The organism is Cerasibacillus sp. JNUCC 74, from assembly GCF_053667775.1.
Genome location: NZ_CM132207.1, coordinates 3,651,264 through 3,671,224 on the forward strand (window position 1 = coordinate 3,651,264; position 19,961 = coordinate 3,671,224).

Below are 19,961 nucleotides of genomic sequence, written 5' to 3' on the forward strand. Positions count from 1 at the left end.
TTTAGGCTAAAGGTATTACTAAATCATAATAGGAAAATCAAGAAACCATATTAAAGGCCTTTTAGAATAAACTCTTAGCCAACAAAATAAGATCCTTATAAGGAAGCCTTACCTAATATAAGTAATCCATCTCATGAAATTTGATAATTCGATTTGCTATTCGTAACAGCACTCATTAATTTCTTTACAATAGTTACTGCTACACAGCCATTTAATACACACATCATTGGAATTATAAAAAATCCATAACGTGGGATCGTTAAAAACAAATTAGATAATGCAATATACATGATAATCATTCCAGAAATTGCAACTATTCTTTTATTGCGAATAAACATAGAAATAAATAATGATACAAAGGCTGTATTAACAATAATAGTATGTACAATTTTAAAATATAAAGTAATATTAGATGCTGGATAAAAGTAAATGGCATCCGGCAGCTTAAACAATTCATAAGTCTTCCCTACAGTAAACCAAGCGAACCATAATCCAAAGTTAGTTTGGAAACCTTCTTTGATTTTCATCAAAGCATATTCTTTACTGTCCACCCCTAATTTCTCTTGTTCCTTAAAATAATCAGAGAAATCATACATATTAAATGGATTACTACCGGCAAACCAACTATTGCCAGAATGAGTAGAAAAAAGGATGAATTCATGGAAAAGAATAAAGTTTCTAATAACCCAAGGGCCAATTACAATAAAAGCTCCTAAAGCCCAAATTCCACTCGTAATTAACCATTGCTTTAGATTGGACCGATACTTCATAGATATTATTAAAAATCCAATCAAAACTAAAGGTGCAATAACTGGTCTAATCATAACACTGTAACAGAAAATAACTGCAAACAATAAATGGAGATATTTTTTGTCTGTTTTGATTGCAAGAATAAATATATAAGTTGCTAAACAAAAAAAGAAAATCGCTGGTATTTCGGTTAAAGCGGTTCGAAAAAAATGAAGCGGTGTAAAATAAGTTGCATACAGTCCGCTTGCAATAACTCCTGCCCAACGGCTTTTAACGACGTTTTTTGCAATTAAATAAACTAACCATATTGTCCCTACGCTTAATAATAAATTAAATACCTTTACTATTGTCATCTGTTCCATATTCAATAAATTTGCAATTTGAAATAAGGCAACGAGTAACATCGGAAAACCGGGTGTTACAAACGCATTACTTTTTAAATCTGTATTGTAGCCATATATACCATCTTCAATGATTTGGTTTGCCATTTTAGTATATAAATAAGCATCTCTGCTGCCATATTTCCAAGTATGCTCCTTAAGTTTAGCTACCTGTTCACTTATTTCTCCATTTTCTAATTGCTCTTCAATTTCCTCTTTTGATGGTTTTATGAAATTACTTCCTGGATGCTCTATCAAATAATAAATATGTAATAAAGTTGATCCAATTAAAATGGCTACAAGTATATATAAGGTTAATTTTTTTTGTATGTGATTAAATTTATCTTGCAATTAAATACACCCCGAATACAATTACTACTGCTCCAACCCATTGGATTGGCGTCACAACCTCTTTAAATATAAAAAAACCAATAAAAACACCTAGTACATATGCTAAACTCTGAAATGGGTAGGCAATGCTAAATGGCATTCTTGAAAGTATATAAAGCCATAGACCTGTTGCAAATACATAAATAATGCCCCCACCAATAAAATACGGAGATTTTATAATTGAAATAATATTTCCCAACCCCATTATTCCAATTTTCGATACTCCAACTTTCCATAACATTTGCCCGCTTACTAATAATATAATATTTATAATTAACAATAAGTAATTCATGGTTGTTTATTCCTCTGATTAGAAACTTGTTTTTGATACTCTTCTTTAAGTAACGCAAATTCTTGAGTCAAAACAAATACTTTATTGTTCAATTTCGATATTCGCTTTGTTAAATCAAATATCATCACAATAATACTTAGTAATCCAAACAAAAACAGTAAACTTGGAGCGTATACTATATTTAATAAATCAGCTAAAAATTCTAACAAGCCTCTAGATAAACTTAATATTCCTAACAGAACACAGGTAAAGATCCAAATTATGGAGTCCCTCGTTTCTAAGATCCCTCTACGAACCGATTCTATTACTAAAATAAAGAGAGCGAATACGATAATAAAACTAAAAAACGTAATATCCATAGAACAACTTACTCCTTAACAATTGATTGCATCAATATGGATAGTGTTACTTTCCCCATATAGTAAACACTTTTCCAAAATGTTATTGAAGACTCTCCACCTTGCCGAGCTGCCATATTTGCGGTTACTTCTCTAATTCGCATATTTTTTCTGTTCAGATGCATAAGAACCTCAGGCTCAGGATAGTCTTTAGGATAATCATGTGCAAATAAACAAATTACTCGTCTGTTTATAGCACGATAACCTGAAGTTGGATCTGTATAACTTTTGTTAGTCAGTAATTTTAAAATTAAATAAAAATAGTAAATCCCTATTCTTCTTGTCTTACTTCCACTATAGCTCGTCTTTTGTAAAAATCTTGAACCAACAACCATATCTTCTTCATTCTTTATGATTGGCTTAATTAACTCTAGAAAATCATTGGTATTGTGCTGACCATCTGCATCAAACTGAACTGCAATCTCATATCCATGGTTATAAGCATATTTATATCCTGTTTGAACTGCCCCGCCTATTCCCAGATTCATTGGAAGATTTAACAGTACAACATCAAAACTTGCTACAATGTCTGCAGTTTTGTCAGTGGATCCATCATTTACGACACATATTTCCAAGCTTTTTATGTTACTTTTTAATTTCATTAGACTGTTCAATGTAGAAGCAATACTCGCTTCTTCATTGTAAGCTGGAACGATAATCAATGTTTTTGGTACTTTTATAACCATCTTCCCACCCCTCTCTTAGAAAGACTTGGCTTATTACCAAGTCTTTATGGCGAAAGCTATCGTTTTTCTTATACGATAAAGTGAAACTTCATTCAGTAAGAGTTATCTTCCCCTCTCCTACTGAATGTTAGTACCACAAGGGTATGACCTAAAGGCCCTTGAACCAATCGGGCATTTAGGTGCCGTTTTCTCCCATTTAGATTCTTTTGTATCAATTTAGGACTTGAAGTGGGAAACTTACGGCACCTTACATGCGGGATAAAGTGAAACTTCATTCCGTGAAATGCTTTTTACACGGAATGTTAGTTGAACCAATCGGGCATTTAGGTGCTGTTTTCTCCCATTTAGACTCTTTTGTATCAAATTTAGGACTTGAAGTGGGAAACTTACGGCACCTTACATGCGGGATAAAGTGAAACTTCATTCCGTGAAATGCTTTTTACACGGAATGTTAGTTGAACCAATCGGGCATTTAGGTGCCGTTTTCTCCCATTTAGACTCTTTTGTATCAAATTTAGGACTTGAAGTGGGAAACTTACGGCACCTTACATGCGGGATAAAGCCTCAGGTTTTATACTTTCCTATAGTACAAGATTAAATGGTGATTTCGTAATTATTATTCACTTGTTTTAATCGCTATATTCATTTTCAATTGCACCAAAAAAGAGGGTATCCTAAAAACATACTTCACCCTACTATGACTGGGGGACTTCAAAATTATTTTTGATATACTTATTAGTGTAAACATTGTATATTAATTAAATATTAGGCAAAGGTAAATTTCTTGTAAATTTTAACAAATATTATTTTAAAAATATTTTTATACCGCTTATTAAATGATAAATATTTAGCAAGATATCATAAGTTCTACGACATCCTACTAAATATTTAAACTTTCTTATTTAAAGCTAGTGCTTGTAAGTCATCCGGCTCTCTTTTCTTGTCAACTGCATTTCTTACTATTTAACCCCCGTATTTATCCACCTCCTCCCTCATATTTATCTTTCATATTTTGTAAATATTCTTTCGATGTTCCTTTTGGAATGCTTAAACTCTTCCATTTATCTCCTTTTAGCTGTTTTCCGATATATACAATTGACCAATATGACCAGAATAGTGGGCAAGCTGCCTCTCAATTGCATCTATTACTAACAGTGGTTCTGCTCGAATCATTTAAAAACGAAATTTAATATAAATAAGCACCTCAAAAGTCTAATTTCACTCTAACGTTTGAGGTGCATAAAATACTGAATATTTCCTTTATTTAAGCGAAAATTTCCCAAAACCACCCAAATAATAATGCTAATTTAGTAAAAATATAGCTGAACAAGCTGTCTTCTTCACTATCCTTGTTCTTATCTTCATTTTTATCCACTAATTTAGTAACTGTATAGGTTGTAATTGTTTCATGTCCAGCTAAATCGACTGCTTTAAATTCAAATTTATTTTTTCCTTCTGTTAGATCGAGCTCTACCTCAATTTCTTCATGAAAACGATTTTTCCCATATGGTTGAGATAGGTCATGTCTATATACATGATCACCATCGACAAATAAATGGATGGCATCAAAATTATCTCTGACTTTTGCTTTCACTGTGATCGTATTTGCTTTCGTTTTCTTTTTTCCTTTTACACTTAACTTAGCAGGTTGGCTATCAACGAAATAGCGGCGGCCAATTTCCGTCTCATTGTCACGTTTATCAATTGCCTTTATTTTGGCAAAATGATAGTCGTCTTTTTTATGTGTTACCGGTAAGGAAAAATTATAGCGGTTTTTCTCTTTATTAAAAGTTAATTCTGCCTTCTCACCATTAATGGTTACTTCCTTTACTTCCGATTCATCTGTTACATAGCCTGAGAATACAACTTCCTTACTATCGCTTACACTCAATGATTCTGGAGATTGTAAACGAAGATCAGGTACGGTTGTATCTGGCTTCACCATTTCCGCTTCTGCTTCTACTTTATTTCCGGCATAATCGGTAGCAACAACCGTAATAGTTGATTCTGAGTCCATATTTGGCAAGGAGTGTTCTGTCTCACCATTTACATAAGGCTCCTTTAATACCGATTCACCATCTATCAATACATCCCAGGAAGCAACACCACTTCCAACTTCTGTGTCTTCCACATGAACCGTAAGCAACTCTTTATCAAAGCTATAGGAAGCTTCAAGCTTTGGAGGCGTCTTATCTAAAATAACTGGGAGCTTTAGAGCCTGCCATTTTGCTCCTTCATAATCAATGATCCCTTCTGCTTGTAAATAGTATTTACCTTCCGGCGCAGGCTTACCTTTGATTTTACCATCCCATGCCCTTGCACTCGAAATAGAATAAGAGGTTCCAATACCAGAATCATAGAAATCTTTCCTAATATTAGACTCCAAGCGAATTGTACGTATTTTTTCCCCTTTTTCATTTAAGACAGTAAATCTTGCATCTTTAGCATTTCTTAAAAATGATAATATCATTAATGCATCATCTTGAACGCCATCATCATTTGGGGAGAATGCAATTTTTTCCGGGTTCATTTTACCAGTTACCAAGTCCTTGCCTAAAAAGTCATATTGTATCTCACCATCCGCGTCTTTTCCAGCCGATGTAATAACACCTGTCATACCATAAAAAGAGTCATCCTCCCACATAGGCTGGTCAAAAATTGGTGCACGATTCCAATCACCTTTAAAGCCTGCATAAGGAACTGTTAATTTCGGATGTGTGTCTGTCGGATCTGTCAATGTGACGAAACCTTCCAGCCAGTAACCATTTGTAAACTGTTTTATTAAAGAATCGTCTACAGAGCTTACATCAATCGTTACGGTAAAGGTTACCGCCTCGTTTGCCGGCACTTCGATAGAAGCTTTGTCCTTACCATTAATTTTAACAATGTCACCTAGATCATTTGTTGCTAAAACGTTTGGAGCCGTTACAATCTTGTCATTGCTAATTGCTGTTGTATCTGTTTGAGCATTGGCTTCCACTTCATATTGGATCGGTTCATCACTAAAGTTTTCTGCTGTTAATTCAAAGGAAACTCGATCAGCAGAAACTTCTTTTAACGCTACTTTCGCTTCTTTCGTTTTTGCTTCTGTTACCATTACTGGAGTAGCCAGTGCCGCATGCAATTGCATCAAACCAGAACCCTGACGGCGAGGAGAAACAAGCTCATCTTCAAATGTCACTTGTTTAGATGTATTCATTAATAAATTTTTAGCTAGCTTGATCCGTTCAGCTTGTTCATAACCGAATTCCTTATCCACACGTTGTAAAACTAATGCTCCACCTCCCGCAACATGTGGGGCTGCCATGGAAGTTCCGCTCATCAATCCATATTGATTATCGTTTAAAGTGGAATAAATTTGTCCACCAGGAGCAGTAATTTCCGGTTTAAAGTCAAGATTCGGTGTTAAACCCCAAGAAGAAAAAGCACTCATTTTACCTGCATCAGGATTGTCCATCGTTCCCGATTCTCCAAAAAAGGCAATGGATACAGATTGATCCTTCCTAATTGCCTCAACTAATTTATCTCCATCGCTTTTTAACATGAACAACTGAGGAATTGTAATTTCTGAATCTGTCGCCATACTAACGACACCATCTGTATTATTATAAATAATAACCCCGGCAGCGCCTGCAGCTTGTGCATTTAACGCTTTATCTGTAAACGTAATTTCTCCACGCTGAATCAATGCATATTTCCCTTCCACATCTATTCCTTTAAAATCTTCTGGAAGGCCTAGCCCAGCATCAAAGACAGTAAATTCACTACCATCTGTTGGTGGACTTGTATTACCTGCTGAGAGGAAAGCAGCCGTGTCCTCCTCACCGTCAATTTTATGCGTTAATTCATCTACTTCCATAAATGTATTTTCAAAAGAAGCAACTTGCAATGATTCTGTAGCAACACCTGGAGAACCGACTAACCCATAATCTGGGTTAGTAGCAAATGGGAAAGAAAATCCATCTCCAAATAAGGCTGAGTTGCCACCGGATATGGACATTAACACTCCATTCTCAACAGCGCGTGAGACTGCTTGTTGCTCTGGTGAATCTTTACTCACATAGCCTGCAGGTGAACCTAGACTTAAGTTTAGAGCATCTACCCCTAATTTAATCGCATCATCAATCGCTTTTATATAAACATCTCCAAATGTTGATTGCATCTGAGGATCATTTCCAAATACCTTTAAAGCAAGTAATTGAGCTTCTGGTGCGATTCCAAGTATTCCTTTATTCTCCTCATCTCCGTTCGCCCCTACTGTACCCGCTACATGCATTCCATGGTAACTTGCTTTGGAATGAATCTCTCTTATCTCCTCATTTTTATCCATATAATTATAGCCATAAGGTACTTTATCTGAATAAAACTTACCTGGAAGTGACTCTTCTTTAATGACTGATTGAACTACTTCTTTAGTTAATGCAGCAGTTTTTGTATCCGATATTTTCATATCCTGGTGATTCGGATCAATACCTGTATCAATAATACCAATTAGCATCCCTTCACCTTTGAACTGGTATTCTCGCCAAGCCGTTTGGGCCTCTACTAGTTCTTTACTATATTTCATTTCTGGTTTGGCAATTGGGCGCTCGTATTCATTTACGATATGCACTTTTTTTACACTGCGAATTTCCTGAATTTTTCCAATGTCTTTCTCCTTTACCTCTGCACTAAAACCATTTACGACAGTGGTAAATTCCTGCAGATATTTTGCTGTTACTTTTTTTTGCTTGATCTCATCTTTAATCGACTTTTGCTTTGTCTTTACAGCTTTATCCAGCTTCTTTTTTTCCTTTTCCGGCATGCTATTAAATGTTATACCTTTCTTTGTTGCTATTTCAATCGTAGGTTGATCTTCTAGCTCCACAATAACACGAACTTCTTGATCAGAATTCTCTGTTTCCATTAACTTATCTGATAACAAATCTGACTTTTTTGCTGGTTGAGGTAATTGTTTCATTGCTTGCACCGTAGAAAAATTACTAAATATGAGCAAAAAGACAAATAAAACAATAAAAGAACGTTTTCGTGTCGAATGAGACTTCATACATATTCCCCCTTTATTTTTATTAATCATTTACCGTTTGCTACATTTGCCTCCTTCCTTTAGACATAATATTCTGATAGATTTAATAATAGTAAAATTTGGATTATTAAAGAAGTGCTAATAGTCCCGTATACAAATGAAGTCTGTGTATTAATCGACAAATAACTACAAGAAAAATATATTTAAAAAGAATTATTATGGTTATTTCTAGAGTGATAATTTGAAGTTATCTAGCAATTGTTTTTTAGCAGAGATACGTTTTATAAATAGATTGTGGAACAGATGATAAGGGAATTATACGTATTTATGATATATAGAAGCTTTTGCTTAATTATCTTCGCATGTATAAACATGTTGTGAACAAAATTATATTCTTCCCTTTTTCCTCCATTCTTTTACTTATCATGTTTAAGAAGATAGCTTATTGAAAATCTCTAATATATGAAATAACTTTTTGATATTTCGACAAAACCCATAGGTAATATAGATTATTTTTTCGTCAAATTATGCACATTTATAATAGGTAATGGTATCTCGAATCAAGGTTTATAAATAAGAAGCAAATTATGTAAATGAGAGAAATACGAAAATCTTAACTGGTGGATAAAGGAAGTACATTGATGATGAAGCCGATGTTGACTTATCGTACAGTTTGGGCTGGCAGCACGAGCGCGAAAGCTGGTCACAAAAGCGCAAGTGCTAGGTTAGTGACGAACAAACAGATATGGTTTTCTTTCCAATAAAAAAGCTCCTTCAGACTATCTGAAGAGAGCTTATTTTACTTAAAACCATTGCGTATGGAAGACGCCTTCTTTATCCTTTCGTTGATACGTATGTGCGCCAAAGTAATCACGTTGTGCTTGAACTAAATTCGCAGGTAATTCAGCAGAACGGTAGCTGTCATAATAAGCAATGGCGCTTGAAAATGCTGGTACAGCAATACCATGCTTAATGGCAACAGCAACAACTTCACGCAGTGCTCCTTGATAAGTCTCAACAATTTCTTTAAAGTAAGGATCAAGCAGTAAATTAGCTAATTCAGGATTATGATCATACGCATCTTTAATTTTTTGTAGGAACTGAGCACGGATAATACAGCCACCACGCCAAATCATGGCAATTTCTCCATAATTTAAGTTCCAATTAAATTCTTCTGATTGTGCACGCATTTGCGCAAAACCTTGGGCATACGAACAGATTTTACTCATATATAATGCTTTACGAACTGCTTCAATTAATGCTTGTTTATCTCCTGTAAATGCTGTAGACTCTGGCCCTTTTAATTGTTTACTTGCTAATACACGTTCTTCTTTCATTGCTGAAATAAAGCGCGCAAATACCGACTCCGTAATCAGTGGTAACGGAACCCCTAAGTCTAATGCATTTTTGCTCGTCCATTTTCCAGTACCTTTTTGACCTGCAGTATCTAAAATAACTTCAACTAATGGTTGATTCGTTTCTTCGTCTTTTTTCGTAAAAATATCTGCTGTAATTTCAATAAGATAGCTATCGAGCTCACCTTTATTCCATTCTGCAAACACCTCATGAAGCTCGTCTGCATTTAAACCAAGTACATGCTTTAAAATAAAGTATGCTTCTGAAATAAGCTGCATATCTCCATATTCAATACCATTATGAACCATTTTCACATAATGACCTGCACCATCCGGTCCGATATACGTTGTACATGCCTCACCCTTTACCTTAGCTGCGATAGCTTCGAAAATTGGAGCAACGAGTGTATGAGCTTCTTTTTGGCCTCCAGGCATGATGGATGGTCCTTTTAACGCACCCTCTTCTCCACCGGATACACCAGTACCGATAAAATGAATACCAGCTTTCTCAAGATCTTTATTTCTACGAATCGTATCTTCAAATAATGTATTTCCACCATCAATTAAAATATCGCCTTTTTCTAAATACGGGCGGAGTGCTTCAATGGTTGCGTCGGTAGCCGCCCCTGCTTTTACCATCAATAGAATTTTACGTGGTTTTTCCAGTAACTGAACAAATTCTTCAAGGGAAAAAGCACCTTTAAAATTTTTATCCTTTGCTTCGTTTTGTAAAAAAGCTTCGGTTTTATCACTGGATCGATTATAAACAGCGACGGAATAGCCGCGACTTTCAATATTTAATGCAAGGTTCTTTCCCATAACTGCTAAGCCAATTACACCAATTTGTTGTTTACCCATGTTTGTATATCATTCCTTTCCAACTTTAAACTGTATATACCTCATTTACTTCTTTTTTATTATAGTAGACTTTAATCATTTTGACGATTTATTTTGTTTTTGTTTTATCTTCACCTTTTCGCCTTATTTGTCTTGTAACTATTAAACGAAGCATGCGCAATACAGGCCGTTTCCCTCCCATAACAATCCCTGCCATTTCCGCAAAAAGATGGAGGAGAACCAGTACGATAATCGTAATAATAAATGAAACGGTGATACTTGCATTGGAAAATAATATAGCTAAAGTTCCAAACAATGCGCTAAATCCATATATAATTAACACTGTTTTACGATGGCTATAGCCTGCCTGTAAAAGCTGGTAATGGATATGTTTATTATCCGGCATCATAATATTTTCTTTATTATAAGCTCTGCGGGCAATGGCAAACAATGTATCAAATATTGGAACAGCTAAGACAATGATTGGAATAATAAAGCTAAATAAAGCAACATTTTTAAATAAACCCAGCATGGAAACAACTGCGATCATATACCCAAGAAAGTTTGATCCTGTGTCTCCCATATAAATTTTTGCAGGGTAAAAATTATGATACAAAAAGCCAAGATTACTCCCAATTAATACAATACAAAGATAAGCAACAATAATTTGCATATCTATAAATGCCATAATACAGATACTAATCAATGCGATCGTCGTTACACCTGTTGCTAGACCATCTAAGCCATCAATTAAATTAATCGCATTTGTAATTCCGACTACCCATAAAACTGTAATCATCACACTAATAAATCCCAGTTCAACGGTTCCGAAAAGTGGAAGAGTTAATTTTTCAATAATCAGCCCTGATGAAACTAAAAATGAAGCTGCAATTAATTGTCCCGTTAGTTTAACCATCGGCTGAATACTAAATCGATCATCTAGTGCACCAGTTATAATAATAACAACTGCTCCAGCAGCTATTTCAGGCAAATGTGGATGGTATGGCTGCAGATAAAGTAATCCAGCTACTGTTCCCAAAAAAATGGCTAATCCCCCCAGACGAGGGGTGACTTTTGTATGTATTTTTCGATAGTTAGGAAAATCAACAGCACCGATAAAAAAGGCCAATTTCTTTACTGGATAGGTAAGTAGAAAAGATGTTATCACGGCGATACTAAAGGCTATAATTAAATCCACATAATTTAACATATCATTCTCCTAAGATTCTTAGCTGTATTTCTCCTTGCTTTTCGTTAACATGTAATCGTCTTAAATTATATCGAACCCTAGCAGTTTTTAGCAAATTTTATTGTATCTATCGATAATTTTTAATAGTATTCTTGTAGAACAAAAGTGGAAAAGCACGCCGTACTAACTGGAGTTCGCCGATGTAGGGAAGTCCCTTGCATTAAGGGGCTCCCTTTTCCTTTTTTTCCATATCCGATTCTAATCGTTGAATAAATTCTTCGGCCGCACTATAGCCCTGCTGTTGTAAATACCAATTATTAGCCGCTGCTTCTATTAACCCAACCACGTCACGTCCTGGTTGTAATTGAATTTCAATACTCGGAATCGTTACACCCATATAATTACAAGTCTGAGTTTCTAATTCCAATTCATTATTTAGTGCATCCTTTTCCCATTCGGTTAAATGAATATCTAATGCAATTCTTGTTTCCTCTTGAAATGCTTTTCGTCCATATAATCGAACGACATTTAATAGTCCAACACTGCGTAAGGCAAGGAACTCTTTATTCGTCCGGTTATGTGTACCAAGCAATGTATCAGGACCTAATTTTTTTAAAACGACAATATCATCAGCAACTAATCGATGTCCTCTGCCAATTAGTGTGTGAGCTACTTCACTTTTACCAATTCCTGATTTCCCACGGAGTAATACCCCAAGCCCAAAAATATTTACACATACAGCGTGAATTGCTGTCTCTGGTGCTAATGCTTTGATCATATAAGCATCATACTTTTCAATAAACGTCGAAGTAGGCTCTTTCGTACGAAGTAGCGGTATTCCCTCTTCCTTGCAAAATTGAGTCAGATATTGCAGCCCCCCCTGGTCAGAAGTTACAATAAAACAAGGCGGATGGTATTTTACAATATTACCAATTCGTAGACGCCGCTGTTTATGGGTCAACTGGTGTAAATAAGTTATCTCCTTTTTACCGAGTACTTGAACATGCTCCATTGGAAAAAAGTCAAAATATCCGATAAATTCCAGTCCTGGGCGATGGGTTCTTGGCTTCGTTATTCTCCGATGTAGTTTATCCTCTCCCACCAGTACTTCCAAATCAAATTGTTGTGCCAAATCTTGAACGGTGACGGACTTCATAGTTATACGCTCCATTTCTTTTACCTATAAGAGATTGTTCAAAAGTTGCTTAAAAATAACACGTTGAATTTTCTGCCTATGTTAGAATGGATGATTTTTTTACATGCTGAAGTTAAAGGTAACGCAAGTGGAAATGCTAATGTCCAACGCATCCGTATAACTAGGCAGTCATCTCTCTAAAAGACTTGACGCTAGACATTTTCTTTATTAACTTGTTCCCATGAACGTGGCATCTTTCCGAAACGGCGATGCCTCAAACTTCTGCGGTTACTTATGAGACGTACGATAAAGTATAAATTTTATGGGCATTTTCATCAATTTTTCTTAACTATTTGAACACCTTAAAATCCTATAAAGTGAAACTTCATTCCGTGGAACTCTTTTTACACGGAATGTTAGTACCACAAGGGTATGACCTAAAGGCCCTTAAACCAATCGGGCATTTAGGTGCCGTTTTCTCCCAAGTTAGACCCTTTTGTACCAACTCAGGTCTTGAAGAGAGAGTCTTACGGCACCTTACATGCGGGATAAACTTAACCCTATTATACATGTTAATAAGAATAAACCCGAAATAGAGAGTTCGTATCGGAAGTATAAAGTGAAACTTCATTCAGTAGGAGTTTTCTTCCATCTCCTACTGAATGTTAGCTTGAACGAATCGGGCATTTAGGTGCCGTTTTCTCCCACTTAGACCCTTTTGTATTAACTCAAGGCTCTTGAAGTGGGAGTCTTACGGCACCTTACATGCGGGATAAACTTTATTAGCTACGAAACTGCGTAAATAGTTCATTACGTCCATGCTGATTGTTACCAACCGGGAGTCTCTTTTTTATTTTACACATGCTGTTCATGCATATGGATAAAAGGAACACCCTCCAAAACGGGGGTGCCCTAAAATGTATAGTCTCATGTCTATCCAATTTTTATACTTATTTTTAGTGATGAGGTCCACGATAAATGCAGCTTCCTTTTACTTAGTAAATTTAAAATCAACTACTTTGTTTTCTTGTTCTTCGTAGCCTTTCATATAATTAATTCTTCTTTGTGCAGCTGTTTGACTTACCTGTTCATCAGCATGATAAGAAGAACGAACTAATGGCCCTGATTCACAATGCTTAAATCCTTTTTGTAATGCAATTTCCTTTAATTCTTCAAACTCATCTGGGTGATAGTAACGCTCAACTTTTAAATGCTTTTTCGTTGGCTGCAAATACTGTCCGATTGTCATAATATCTACTTGATGGGCTAAAAGATCATCCATTGCTTGGATAATTTCTTCTTTTTCTTCTCCTAGCCCGACCATAATACTCGATTTTGTTGGTGTATGTGGAGCAATTTCCTTTACACGCTGTAGTAATTGTAATGAACGATCATAGGTAGCTTTTGCACGTACTCGTTTTGTTAAACGACGCACTGTCTCGATATTATGGTTAAAGATATCCGGCTTACTATCCATAAGCATATGTAAGCTTTCATAATCCCCCTTCATATCAGAAGGAAGAATTTCAATCGTACAACCTGGATTTTTCCTTCTTATTGCCCGAACTGTTTCCGCAAAAACAGCTGCACCGCCATCATTTAGGTCATCACGTGCAACAGCTGTTACTACAACATGCTTCAGCCCCATTATTTTAACGGAATCAGCTACTCGTTCCGGCTCGCCCCAATCTAATTCATTTGGCAACCCTGTTTTTACGGCACAAAAGCGGCAACCTCTTGTACATGTATCACCTAAAATCATAAAGGTAGCTGTCTTTCTTTCACTCCAGCACTCATGTAAATTAGGACAACGCGCCTCTTCACATACCGTGTTTAATCGATTATCGCGCATTAATTTTTTTAGACCCCGATACGATTTATTCGTATTAATTTTCGTTTTTAACCACTCCGGCTTTCTTATATATGTTGCTTCTTTAGACATGAGAAACCGCTCCTTTTAATGGTGTATTTGCATACTTTACTTCAGCTAACTCATAAACTTCACTCCACTGACTCTTTGTTAAAGAGAAAGCTTTAAGTTCAATATCTAACGTATCTGAAAAACCTTTCTTAAATGCTTCTTTTACTATTTCATAGGAAACATGCTCCTGTAATAGCTGACTAATGGTTGTTGCCTTATTCCAAAAAGCCTGTTTTTTTCTTTGCTTTATTCTCTCATTTGGGAATACAAATAAATCAAATAACATATCGATATTCATTGATATCGGAATGGACCCATGCTGAAGCAATATACCTTTCTTTCTAGTTTGTGCATTTCCGGATAGTTTTTTTCCATCAACAACTAATTCATAAAATGCTGGCCGTTCAAAACATATACTGCTTCTTTCTTTAGAAAGTGAATCTGCATACATTGCTTCAATCCCCAAATTTTTATACCCCTGAAGAATTCCTTTCGATAAATCATAATACGCTTGGCGAATAGAAGTAGCAATGGATGGATGATCTTCGGAAATAACGATGCTATACGTTAATTCATCATCATGTAAGACAGCACTTCCCCCTGTCATCCTACGTACAAATTGACATTGATGCTTACGTATACCATCCAAATTAATTTTTCCATCTATTTTTTGAAAATACCCTACAGACAGAGTAGGAGCAATCCACTGATAGAAACGTAATGTTGGCGGTATTTCTCCTTCATGATGCCAATTTAGTAATGCTTCATCTAAAGCCATATTAATCGCTGCATCATGAGGAACATTTTCTAAAAGCCCCCATTGTTCTTTCATGAAAAATCGCCTCCAGAATAAGAGAACCTTTAAAACTTTCATATTTGTTTATGAGGGAGCGAGAAGCATGGTAAATTGAACATTCATACATAAGAGGTTAGAAAAAAGACGTGTCCCTAACCTTCTTTTCTGTGAGAGACCCCTCTAAAATTGAAATCATTCTTTAAAAAAGGAACAAGTCCGCCTATTAATGCAATATTTAGATTAAATATTGCATAGAGGTAAGCAGTTAGTCATAGAATTGGAACGTTTTTATACGCTATCGGTGCCGTTATCTACCACTTTGACTTCTTCAAATCTCCTACACTCTTAAGTGGGAGTCTTACGGCACCTTACATTCGGGATAAATCAGCAGTTAAACTTGATCGGAATGCAATAAAGCTGATTTTAAGATGGGATCATTTTAAGAAAACAAACCAACGATAAAAACTCGATGTGTCTTTTTATTAGCATTTTTGCACATCGTCTATAAGTGAAACTAAGTTTAGTTGCTATGGGCTGACTAATCGTTGTTTAAGCTCGATTATTCCTATTTTCTTGCCGCTTAAAGTAAAAGGATTAGTCGCTCTTTACGTATCGTAAGCTATAGCATCTTGTACAAATGCCATTACAAATTTTCACGGTTAAAGAATGTTCCCCTTAAAAAATTTTATCCCTCTTAACGTATAAAATAAGCTGCATCCACCACGTGAATGCAGCCAAATATGACTACACTTTCCCACGCAGGCATTATCCTGTTCGGGTACGAAGGGTCAAAACATACATGTTCTTCTCAGCTATTCTCTAGCTCCCCTAGTGTTTAAAGGTTCAGTTTCAATTTTTTAGCTATTTTTAGCTTAACAACGATGGTATTAATTGTAAAGTAAAAAATGGAATCCTCCGACTGTTTTCAACAAATTAGTTTAGATTATTTGAAAAGATATATGTTGATTATCTTACGTTCGCAATTAGCAATTCATCTTATACTTTTATATAATTAGTATTAGTCTTATCAAAGAAGTTTTTTTAAAATATGTCCTTATTTCTTATGGATGGTTAGTTGGGTTAATCTGACAATTACTAGCATAACCTCACCTTAACATTTTTTGAAATTATTTCATGTAAAGGACTTACTATCAGTTAATACAGGACAAATAAAGGTTTGTGGAGGAAATAAACAATGGGCTCTATTCTTGACCAAATTCTCTTGAAATATCAAACACTAAGTAAAACCGAAAAAAAAGTCGCCGATTATGTGATAAACAACAGCCAAAATTTGTTGAATATTCATATTCAGGAATTAGCAGATAAAATAGATGTATCCATTGCTATGATTACGCGCTTTTGCAAAAAAATTGGTACAAAAAATTTTGTTGAGTTTAAAATATTGTTACGTGATACCGTGGAACAAACGTTTGAATTAGGCGAAACAATTGAAACAGTTGCTCAATTTTATCATGCTGTTATAAAATCAACACATTCAGTAGCAGAAATCAAGGATTACGAACTAGCTGCAAACTGGATACGAAGTGCTAGACAAATTCATGTTTATGGTCTAGGCAGTTCTGGTTTATCAGCACAAGAATTAAAAATTAGACTATCAAGAATGGGATTTAGTGTTGATACACATATTGATTCTCATGGTATGATCATTAATGCTTCCATTCTCTCATCAACAGACGTCGTTATTGCTATTTCTTCTTCCGGACAGACAAGAGAGGTGATTGACAGTATAGAGGTTGCAAAGTCCAATGGTGCAAAAATAATTTCTATTACTAATTTTTCAGAGACCGCTTTAGCAAATCAATCCGATTTGATTCTGTATACCTCAAGTTTACATCTATATCATTCAAAAGGTTTTATGAATAGTCAACTATCTATTTTAATTTGTTTAGATATACTTAGTATGATTTTATTATCCGACAAAGAAGCAATCCGTTCATATCGACAAACACTGAAAAAATTAGAAGAATACAAGAAAATATAGCAACCAACTTATTCATTAGCGCTATATTTTTCCATTTCATCGGTAAATTTTTTCGTGATGATTTGCGGTCTAGTGATGGCACTTCCAACTACAACAAAGTAAGCACCATTCATTAGAGCTTGAAACGCCATTTGTGGCGAATCTATTTTACCTTCTGCGATCACAGGTATAGTTAATTGAGCAATAATCTCCCTTAATAATGTAAAGTCATTTGTTGCTATATGTTGATCGTTTGTTTCTTCCGTATATCCAACTAATGTCGTTGATACACAATCAAATCCAAGCTTTTCTGCACGTTTCGCTTCATCAACCGTCGAAATATCTGCCATAATCATAGCAGCTGATTGTTCCCTGATAAATGAGATCATCTCTTTTAAGCGTTGATCGTTTGGACGCCTTCTCATTGTTGCATCCATTGCTATGATGTTTGTACCCACAAATAATAAGTCCTTTACTTCCTTAATTGTTGGTGTAATGTAAACATCACTATCTGGATAGTCTTGTTTAATAATTCCTATTATAGGAACATTTACTTGTTGTTTAATTGCTTTTATATCAGCTACAGAGTTGGCTCTAATTCCTTTAGCTCCTCCCTCAATAGCAGCTAATGCCATTTTCGCCATCATTTCTGAAGAATGCAATGGTTCATTTTCTAAAGCTTGGCAGGAGACAATTAGTTGATTCTTTAATTGCTTTAAATACATATCATAACTCTCCTATTGTTTTGTCTACATTATTTTTTATTGTTGTCACTTCAGGTCCATAAATCACTTGAATACCACTGCCCTTCGCAACAACGCCTTTTGCCCCTGTTTTCATCAATGTTTCTTTTTGTACGTGCTCTGGGTTAAACACACTTACTCGCAAACGAGTTGCGCAATTATCAACATCTTTGATATTAGCTTTACCTCCGAGGCCATTTATAATAGCAAGAGCTTGTTCTTTTGGAGTAAATGTCTGCATTTCCATTTCTTCATCCTTTCGTCCAGGAGTTTTTAAATGAAACTTGCTAATCGCAAAGCGGAACGTAACATAATATAGGAAAAACCAAAACAAACCAATAATTGGCACCCATATCCAGTTTGTTTTTTCTACTCCTTGCAAGACACCAAATAAAATAAAATCAATAAAGCCACCTGAAAAAGTTTGCCCAATAGTAATCTCAAACATATGAGCTAGCATAAAGGCTAAACCATCAAATAAAGTGAAACTTCATTCAGTAGGAGTTTTCTTCCATCTCCTACTGAATGTTAGCTTGAACGAATCGGGCATTTAGGTGCCGTTTTCTCCCACTTAGACCCTTTTCTATCAACTGAAGGCTCTTGAAGTGGGAGTCTTACGGCACCTTAGATGCGGGATAAAGCATGAATAACGTAAAGAATTGGTGCAACAAATAAAAAGGAAAATTCAATTGGTTCTGTTATTCCTGTTAAAAAAGAAGTTAATCCGGCATATAACATTAATCCCAATACTATTTTTTTATTTTTTGGCCTTGCACATTTGTAGATGGCTAAACAAGCCCCTAATAGTCCAAACATCATGGTAATATGTCTTCCAGCCATAAAACGAGCTGTTCCTATATAAAATTGTTCTACATCAGGTTGGGCTAATTGAGCAAAAAAGATGGCTTGCGTTCCTTCCATTAACGTTCCATCAATAACCATGGATCCACCAAGGCTGGTCGTCCAAAATGGAATATAAAATATGTGATGTAAACCAAATGGACCGAGTAATCGTAATATAAACCCATATAGAAATGTCCCCATATATCCGGTCGCTTCTACTAAACTACCAAGCGAGAAAATACCTGATTGAATAACCGGCCACACGTAAAATAAGATAACTCCTTAGAAAAACTCGGCTTGTCGCCAAGTCTTTATGGCGAAAGCTATAGTTTTTCTTATACTATAGATCATAAAGTTTTATACTTTCCTATAGTATAAGATAAGCGACATAAAGGCTGTAATAATAGGGATAAATCGTGAACCGCCAAAAAACCCTAAAAACTTCGGAAGCTCCCATTGTTATAACGCTGATGAAGCCAATAAGTAACGAGTCCCAACATAATCCCGCCAAAGACTCCTGTTTCCAGTGACTGTATACCAAGAATAGTTCCTTGACCAACTTCAGCCAGATTACTTTCTGCTAATTCCTCTGTAACTATTAACATAGCATTCATCGTAGCATTCATTACTAAATACCCGAGTACCGCTGCTAATCCTGCTGTTCCTTTATCATTTCTCGCTAGTCCGATAGCAACCCCTACAGCAAAGATTAAGGCTAGGTTAGCAAATACGATGTTACCAGCTGAACTCATAACGGTAAAAATAGCTTGTAAGCCTTTTTGATCCAGGAAAGAATATACTTCGATTGTTGTCGGGTTACTGAATGCCCCTCCAATTCCAAGAAGCAAGCCTGCAGCTGGTAACACAGCAATAGGAAGCATAAATGACTTACCAAAGCGTTGTGCCTGTTCAAAAAAACCTTTTCCCATGTCAGCACCTCATTTTCTTTTTTATTAAAAGTTTTATAAGGCATATGCTTATATGAAACCGCTTACCTTATCTGTGAATATAAGGTGAACTCTCTACAGACATTCTGCCAGGAATCCTAGTAAAATTGGTTAAATATGATTTTCTTTCTAAATTATATTTTGATAACTATTTACATTTTAATTATATATATGAAAATTATTTTAATCAAGAGTTATTTTTAGTTCTTTAAAATTTAGAAGATACTAGGAAGATACAAAGCTTTAGAGTTGAAACTTTCTGCTTGGCTTATTTTAGAAAAGAGTTCGTTAT

13 protein-coding genes, 2 pseudogenes and 1 riboswitch are annotated in these 19,961 nt (G+C 35.4%); of the genes and pseudogenes, 1 reads left to right on the top strand and 14 read right to left on the bottom strand.

The window, feature by feature from the left end; translation table 11 throughout:
• Positions 1-131: 131 nt before the first annotated feature.
• The 11 genes and pseudogenes from JNUCC74_RS16260 to JNUCC74_RS16310 all read right to left on the bottom strand — a co-directional run bounded on the left by JNUCC74_RS16260 (position 132) and on the right by JNUCC74_RS16310 (position 15,191).
• On the bottom strand, positions 132-1,481 hold the full coding sequence (locus JNUCC74_RS16260) for an ArnT family glycosyltransferase (protein WP_454066120.1): 1,350 nt from the start codon (positions 1,479-1,481) through the stop codon (positions 132-134).
• Complete coding sequence (locus JNUCC74_RS16265; RefSeq protein ID WP_454066121.1) at positions 1,471-1,812, bottom strand: EamA family transporter; 342 nt, start codon at positions 1,810-1,812, stop codon at positions 1,471-1,473. The genes JNUCC74_RS16260 and JNUCC74_RS16265 overlap by 11 nt, the downstream gene beginning before the upstream one ends.
• Positions 1,809-2,171, bottom strand: coding sequence for a DUF2304 domain-containing protein (locus JNUCC74_RS16270; protein WP_454066122.1), 363 nt, complete (start codon positions 2,169-2,171; stop codon positions 1,809-1,811). The genes JNUCC74_RS16265 and JNUCC74_RS16270 overlap by 4 nt, the downstream gene beginning before the upstream one ends.
• An 8-nt stretch (positions 2,172-2,179) precedes the next feature.
• On the bottom strand, positions 2,180-2,896 hold the full coding sequence (locus tag JNUCC74_RS16275) for a glycosyltransferase family 2 protein (protein WP_077318459.1): 717 nt from the start codon (positions 2,894-2,896) through the stop codon (positions 2,180-2,182).
• Positions 2,897-3,872: 976 nt separating this feature from the next.
• A pseudogene (locus JNUCC74_RS16280) lies at positions 3,873-4,066 on the bottom strand (DUF1572 family protein); the annotation flags it as partial.
• Positions 4,067-4,160: 94 nt separating this feature from the next.
• Positions 4,161-7,943 (bottom strand): S8 family serine peptidase, encoded by a 3,783-nt coding sequence (locus tag JNUCC74_RS16285; protein WP_454066123.1) that lies wholly within the window; start codon positions 7,941-7,943, stop codon positions 4,161-4,163.
• Between the two features lie 782 nt (positions 7,944-8,725).
• Positions 8,726-10,135, bottom strand: a complete 1,410-nt coding sequence (gndA, locus tag JNUCC74_RS16290) for an NADP-dependent phosphogluconate dehydrogenase (protein WP_454066124.1) — start codon at positions 10,133-10,135, stop codon at positions 8,726-8,728.
• 88 nt (positions 10,136-10,223) lie between these two features.
• Entirely contained in the window at positions 10,224-11,324 is a 1,101-nt protein-coding gene (locus JNUCC74_RS16295) for a glycosyltransferase family 4 protein (protein ID WP_454066125.1), read from the bottom strand.
• Between the two features lie 199 nt (positions 11,325-11,523).
• Positions 11,524-12,459, bottom strand: coding sequence for an HPr(Ser) kinase/phosphatase (gene hprK / locus JNUCC74_RS16300; protein ID WP_454066126.1), 936 nt, complete (start codon positions 12,457-12,459; stop codon positions 11,524-11,526).
• A gap of 970 nt (positions 12,460-13,429) precedes the next feature.
• Positions 13,430-14,380: a lipoyl synthase gene (gene lipA, locus JNUCC74_RS16305; protein WP_077318464.1), complete on the bottom strand. Its 951-nt coding sequence runs from the start codon at positions 14,378-14,380 to the stop codon at positions 13,430-13,432.
• Positions 14,373-15,191, bottom strand: coding sequence for a lipoate--protein ligase family protein (locus JNUCC74_RS16310; RefSeq protein ID WP_454066127.1), 819 nt, complete (start codon positions 15,189-15,191; stop codon positions 14,373-14,375). The genes lipA and JNUCC74_RS16310 overlap by 8 nt, the downstream gene beginning before the upstream one ends.
• 698 nt (positions 15,192-15,889) lie before the next feature.
• Positions 15,890-15,995: riboswitch (TPP riboswitch) on the bottom strand.
• A gap of 355 nt (positions 15,996-16,350) precedes the next feature.
• Here JNUCC74_RS16310 and JNUCC74_RS16315 point away from each other — a divergent pair.
• Positions 16,351-17,157, top strand: coding sequence for a MurR/RpiR family transcriptional regulator (locus JNUCC74_RS16315; RefSeq protein WP_454066128.1), 807 nt, complete (start codon positions 16,351-16,353; stop codon positions 17,155-17,157).
• Between the two features lie 8 nt (positions 17,158-17,165).
• On the opposite strand, the gene JNUCC74_RS16320 is transcribed toward JNUCC74_RS16315, so the two are convergent.
• The 3 genes and pseudogenes from JNUCC74_RS16320 to JNUCC74_RS16330 form a co-directional block, all read right to left on the bottom strand.
• Entirely contained in the window at positions 17,166-17,861 is a 696-nt protein-coding gene (locus tag JNUCC74_RS16320) for an N-acetylmannosamine-6-phosphate 2-epimerase (protein ID WP_454066129.1), read from the bottom strand.
• A 1-nt stretch (position 17,862) separates the two neighbouring features.
• Entirely contained in the window at positions 17,863-18,339 is a 477-nt protein-coding gene (locus JNUCC74_RS16325) for a glucose PTS transporter subunit EIIB (RefSeq protein WP_454066130.1), read from the bottom strand.
• A gap of 179 nt (positions 18,340-18,518) precedes the next feature.
• A pseudogene (locus JNUCC74_RS16330) lies at positions 18,519-19,651 on the bottom strand (PTS transporter subunit EIIC); the annotation flags it as partial.
• Positions 19,652-19,961 lie beyond the last annotated feature (310 nt).

Excerpts from the sequence above, each read along its gene's own strand:
- JNUCC74_RS16265 (WP_454066121.1), bottom strand. The coding sequence starts at position 1,812 with ATGAATTACTTATTGTTAATTATAAATATTATATTATTAGTAAGCGGG.
- JNUCC74_RS16270 (WP_454066122.1), bottom strand. The coding sequence starts at position 2,171 with ATGGATATTACGTTTTTTAGTTTTATTATCGTATTCGCTCTCTTTATT.
- JNUCC74_RS16275 (WP_077318459.1), bottom strand. The coding sequence starts at position 2,896 with ATGGTTATAAAAGTACCAAAAACATTGATTATCGTTCCAGCTTACAAT.
- JNUCC74_RS16285 (WP_454066123.1), bottom strand. The coding sequence starts at position 7,943 with ATGAAGTCTCATTCGACACGAAAACGTTCTTTTATTGTTTTATTTGTC.
- gndA (WP_454066124.1), bottom strand. The coding sequence starts at position 10,135 with ATGGGTAAACAACAAATTGGTGTAATTGGCTTAGCAGTTATGGGAAAG.
- JNUCC74_RS16295 (WP_454066125.1), bottom strand. The coding sequence starts at position 11,324 with ATGTTAAATTATGTGGATTTAATTATAGCCTTTAGTATCGCCGTGATA.
- hprK (WP_454066126.1), bottom strand. The coding sequence starts at position 12,459 with ATGAAGTCCGTCACCGTTCAAGATTTGGCACAACAATTTGATTTGGAA.
- lipA (WP_077318464.1), bottom strand. The coding sequence starts at position 14,380 with ATGTCTAAAGAAGCAACATATATAAGAAAGCCGGAGTGGTTAAAAACG.
- JNUCC74_RS16310 (WP_454066127.1), bottom strand. The coding sequence starts at position 15,191 with ATGAAAGAACAATGGGGGCTTTTAGAAAATGTTCCTCATGATGCAGCG.
- JNUCC74_RS16315 (WP_454066128.1), top strand. The coding sequence starts at position 16,351 with ATGGGCTCTATTCTTGACCAAATTCTCTTGAAATATCAAACACTAAGT.
- JNUCC74_RS16320 (WP_454066129.1), bottom strand. The coding sequence starts at position 17,861 with ATGTATTTAAAGCAATTAAAGAATCAACTAATTGTCTCCTGCCAAGCT.
- JNUCC74_RS16325 (WP_454066130.1), bottom strand. The coding sequence starts at position 18,339 with ATGCTAGCTCATATGTTTGAGATTACTATTGGGCAAACTTTTTCAGGT.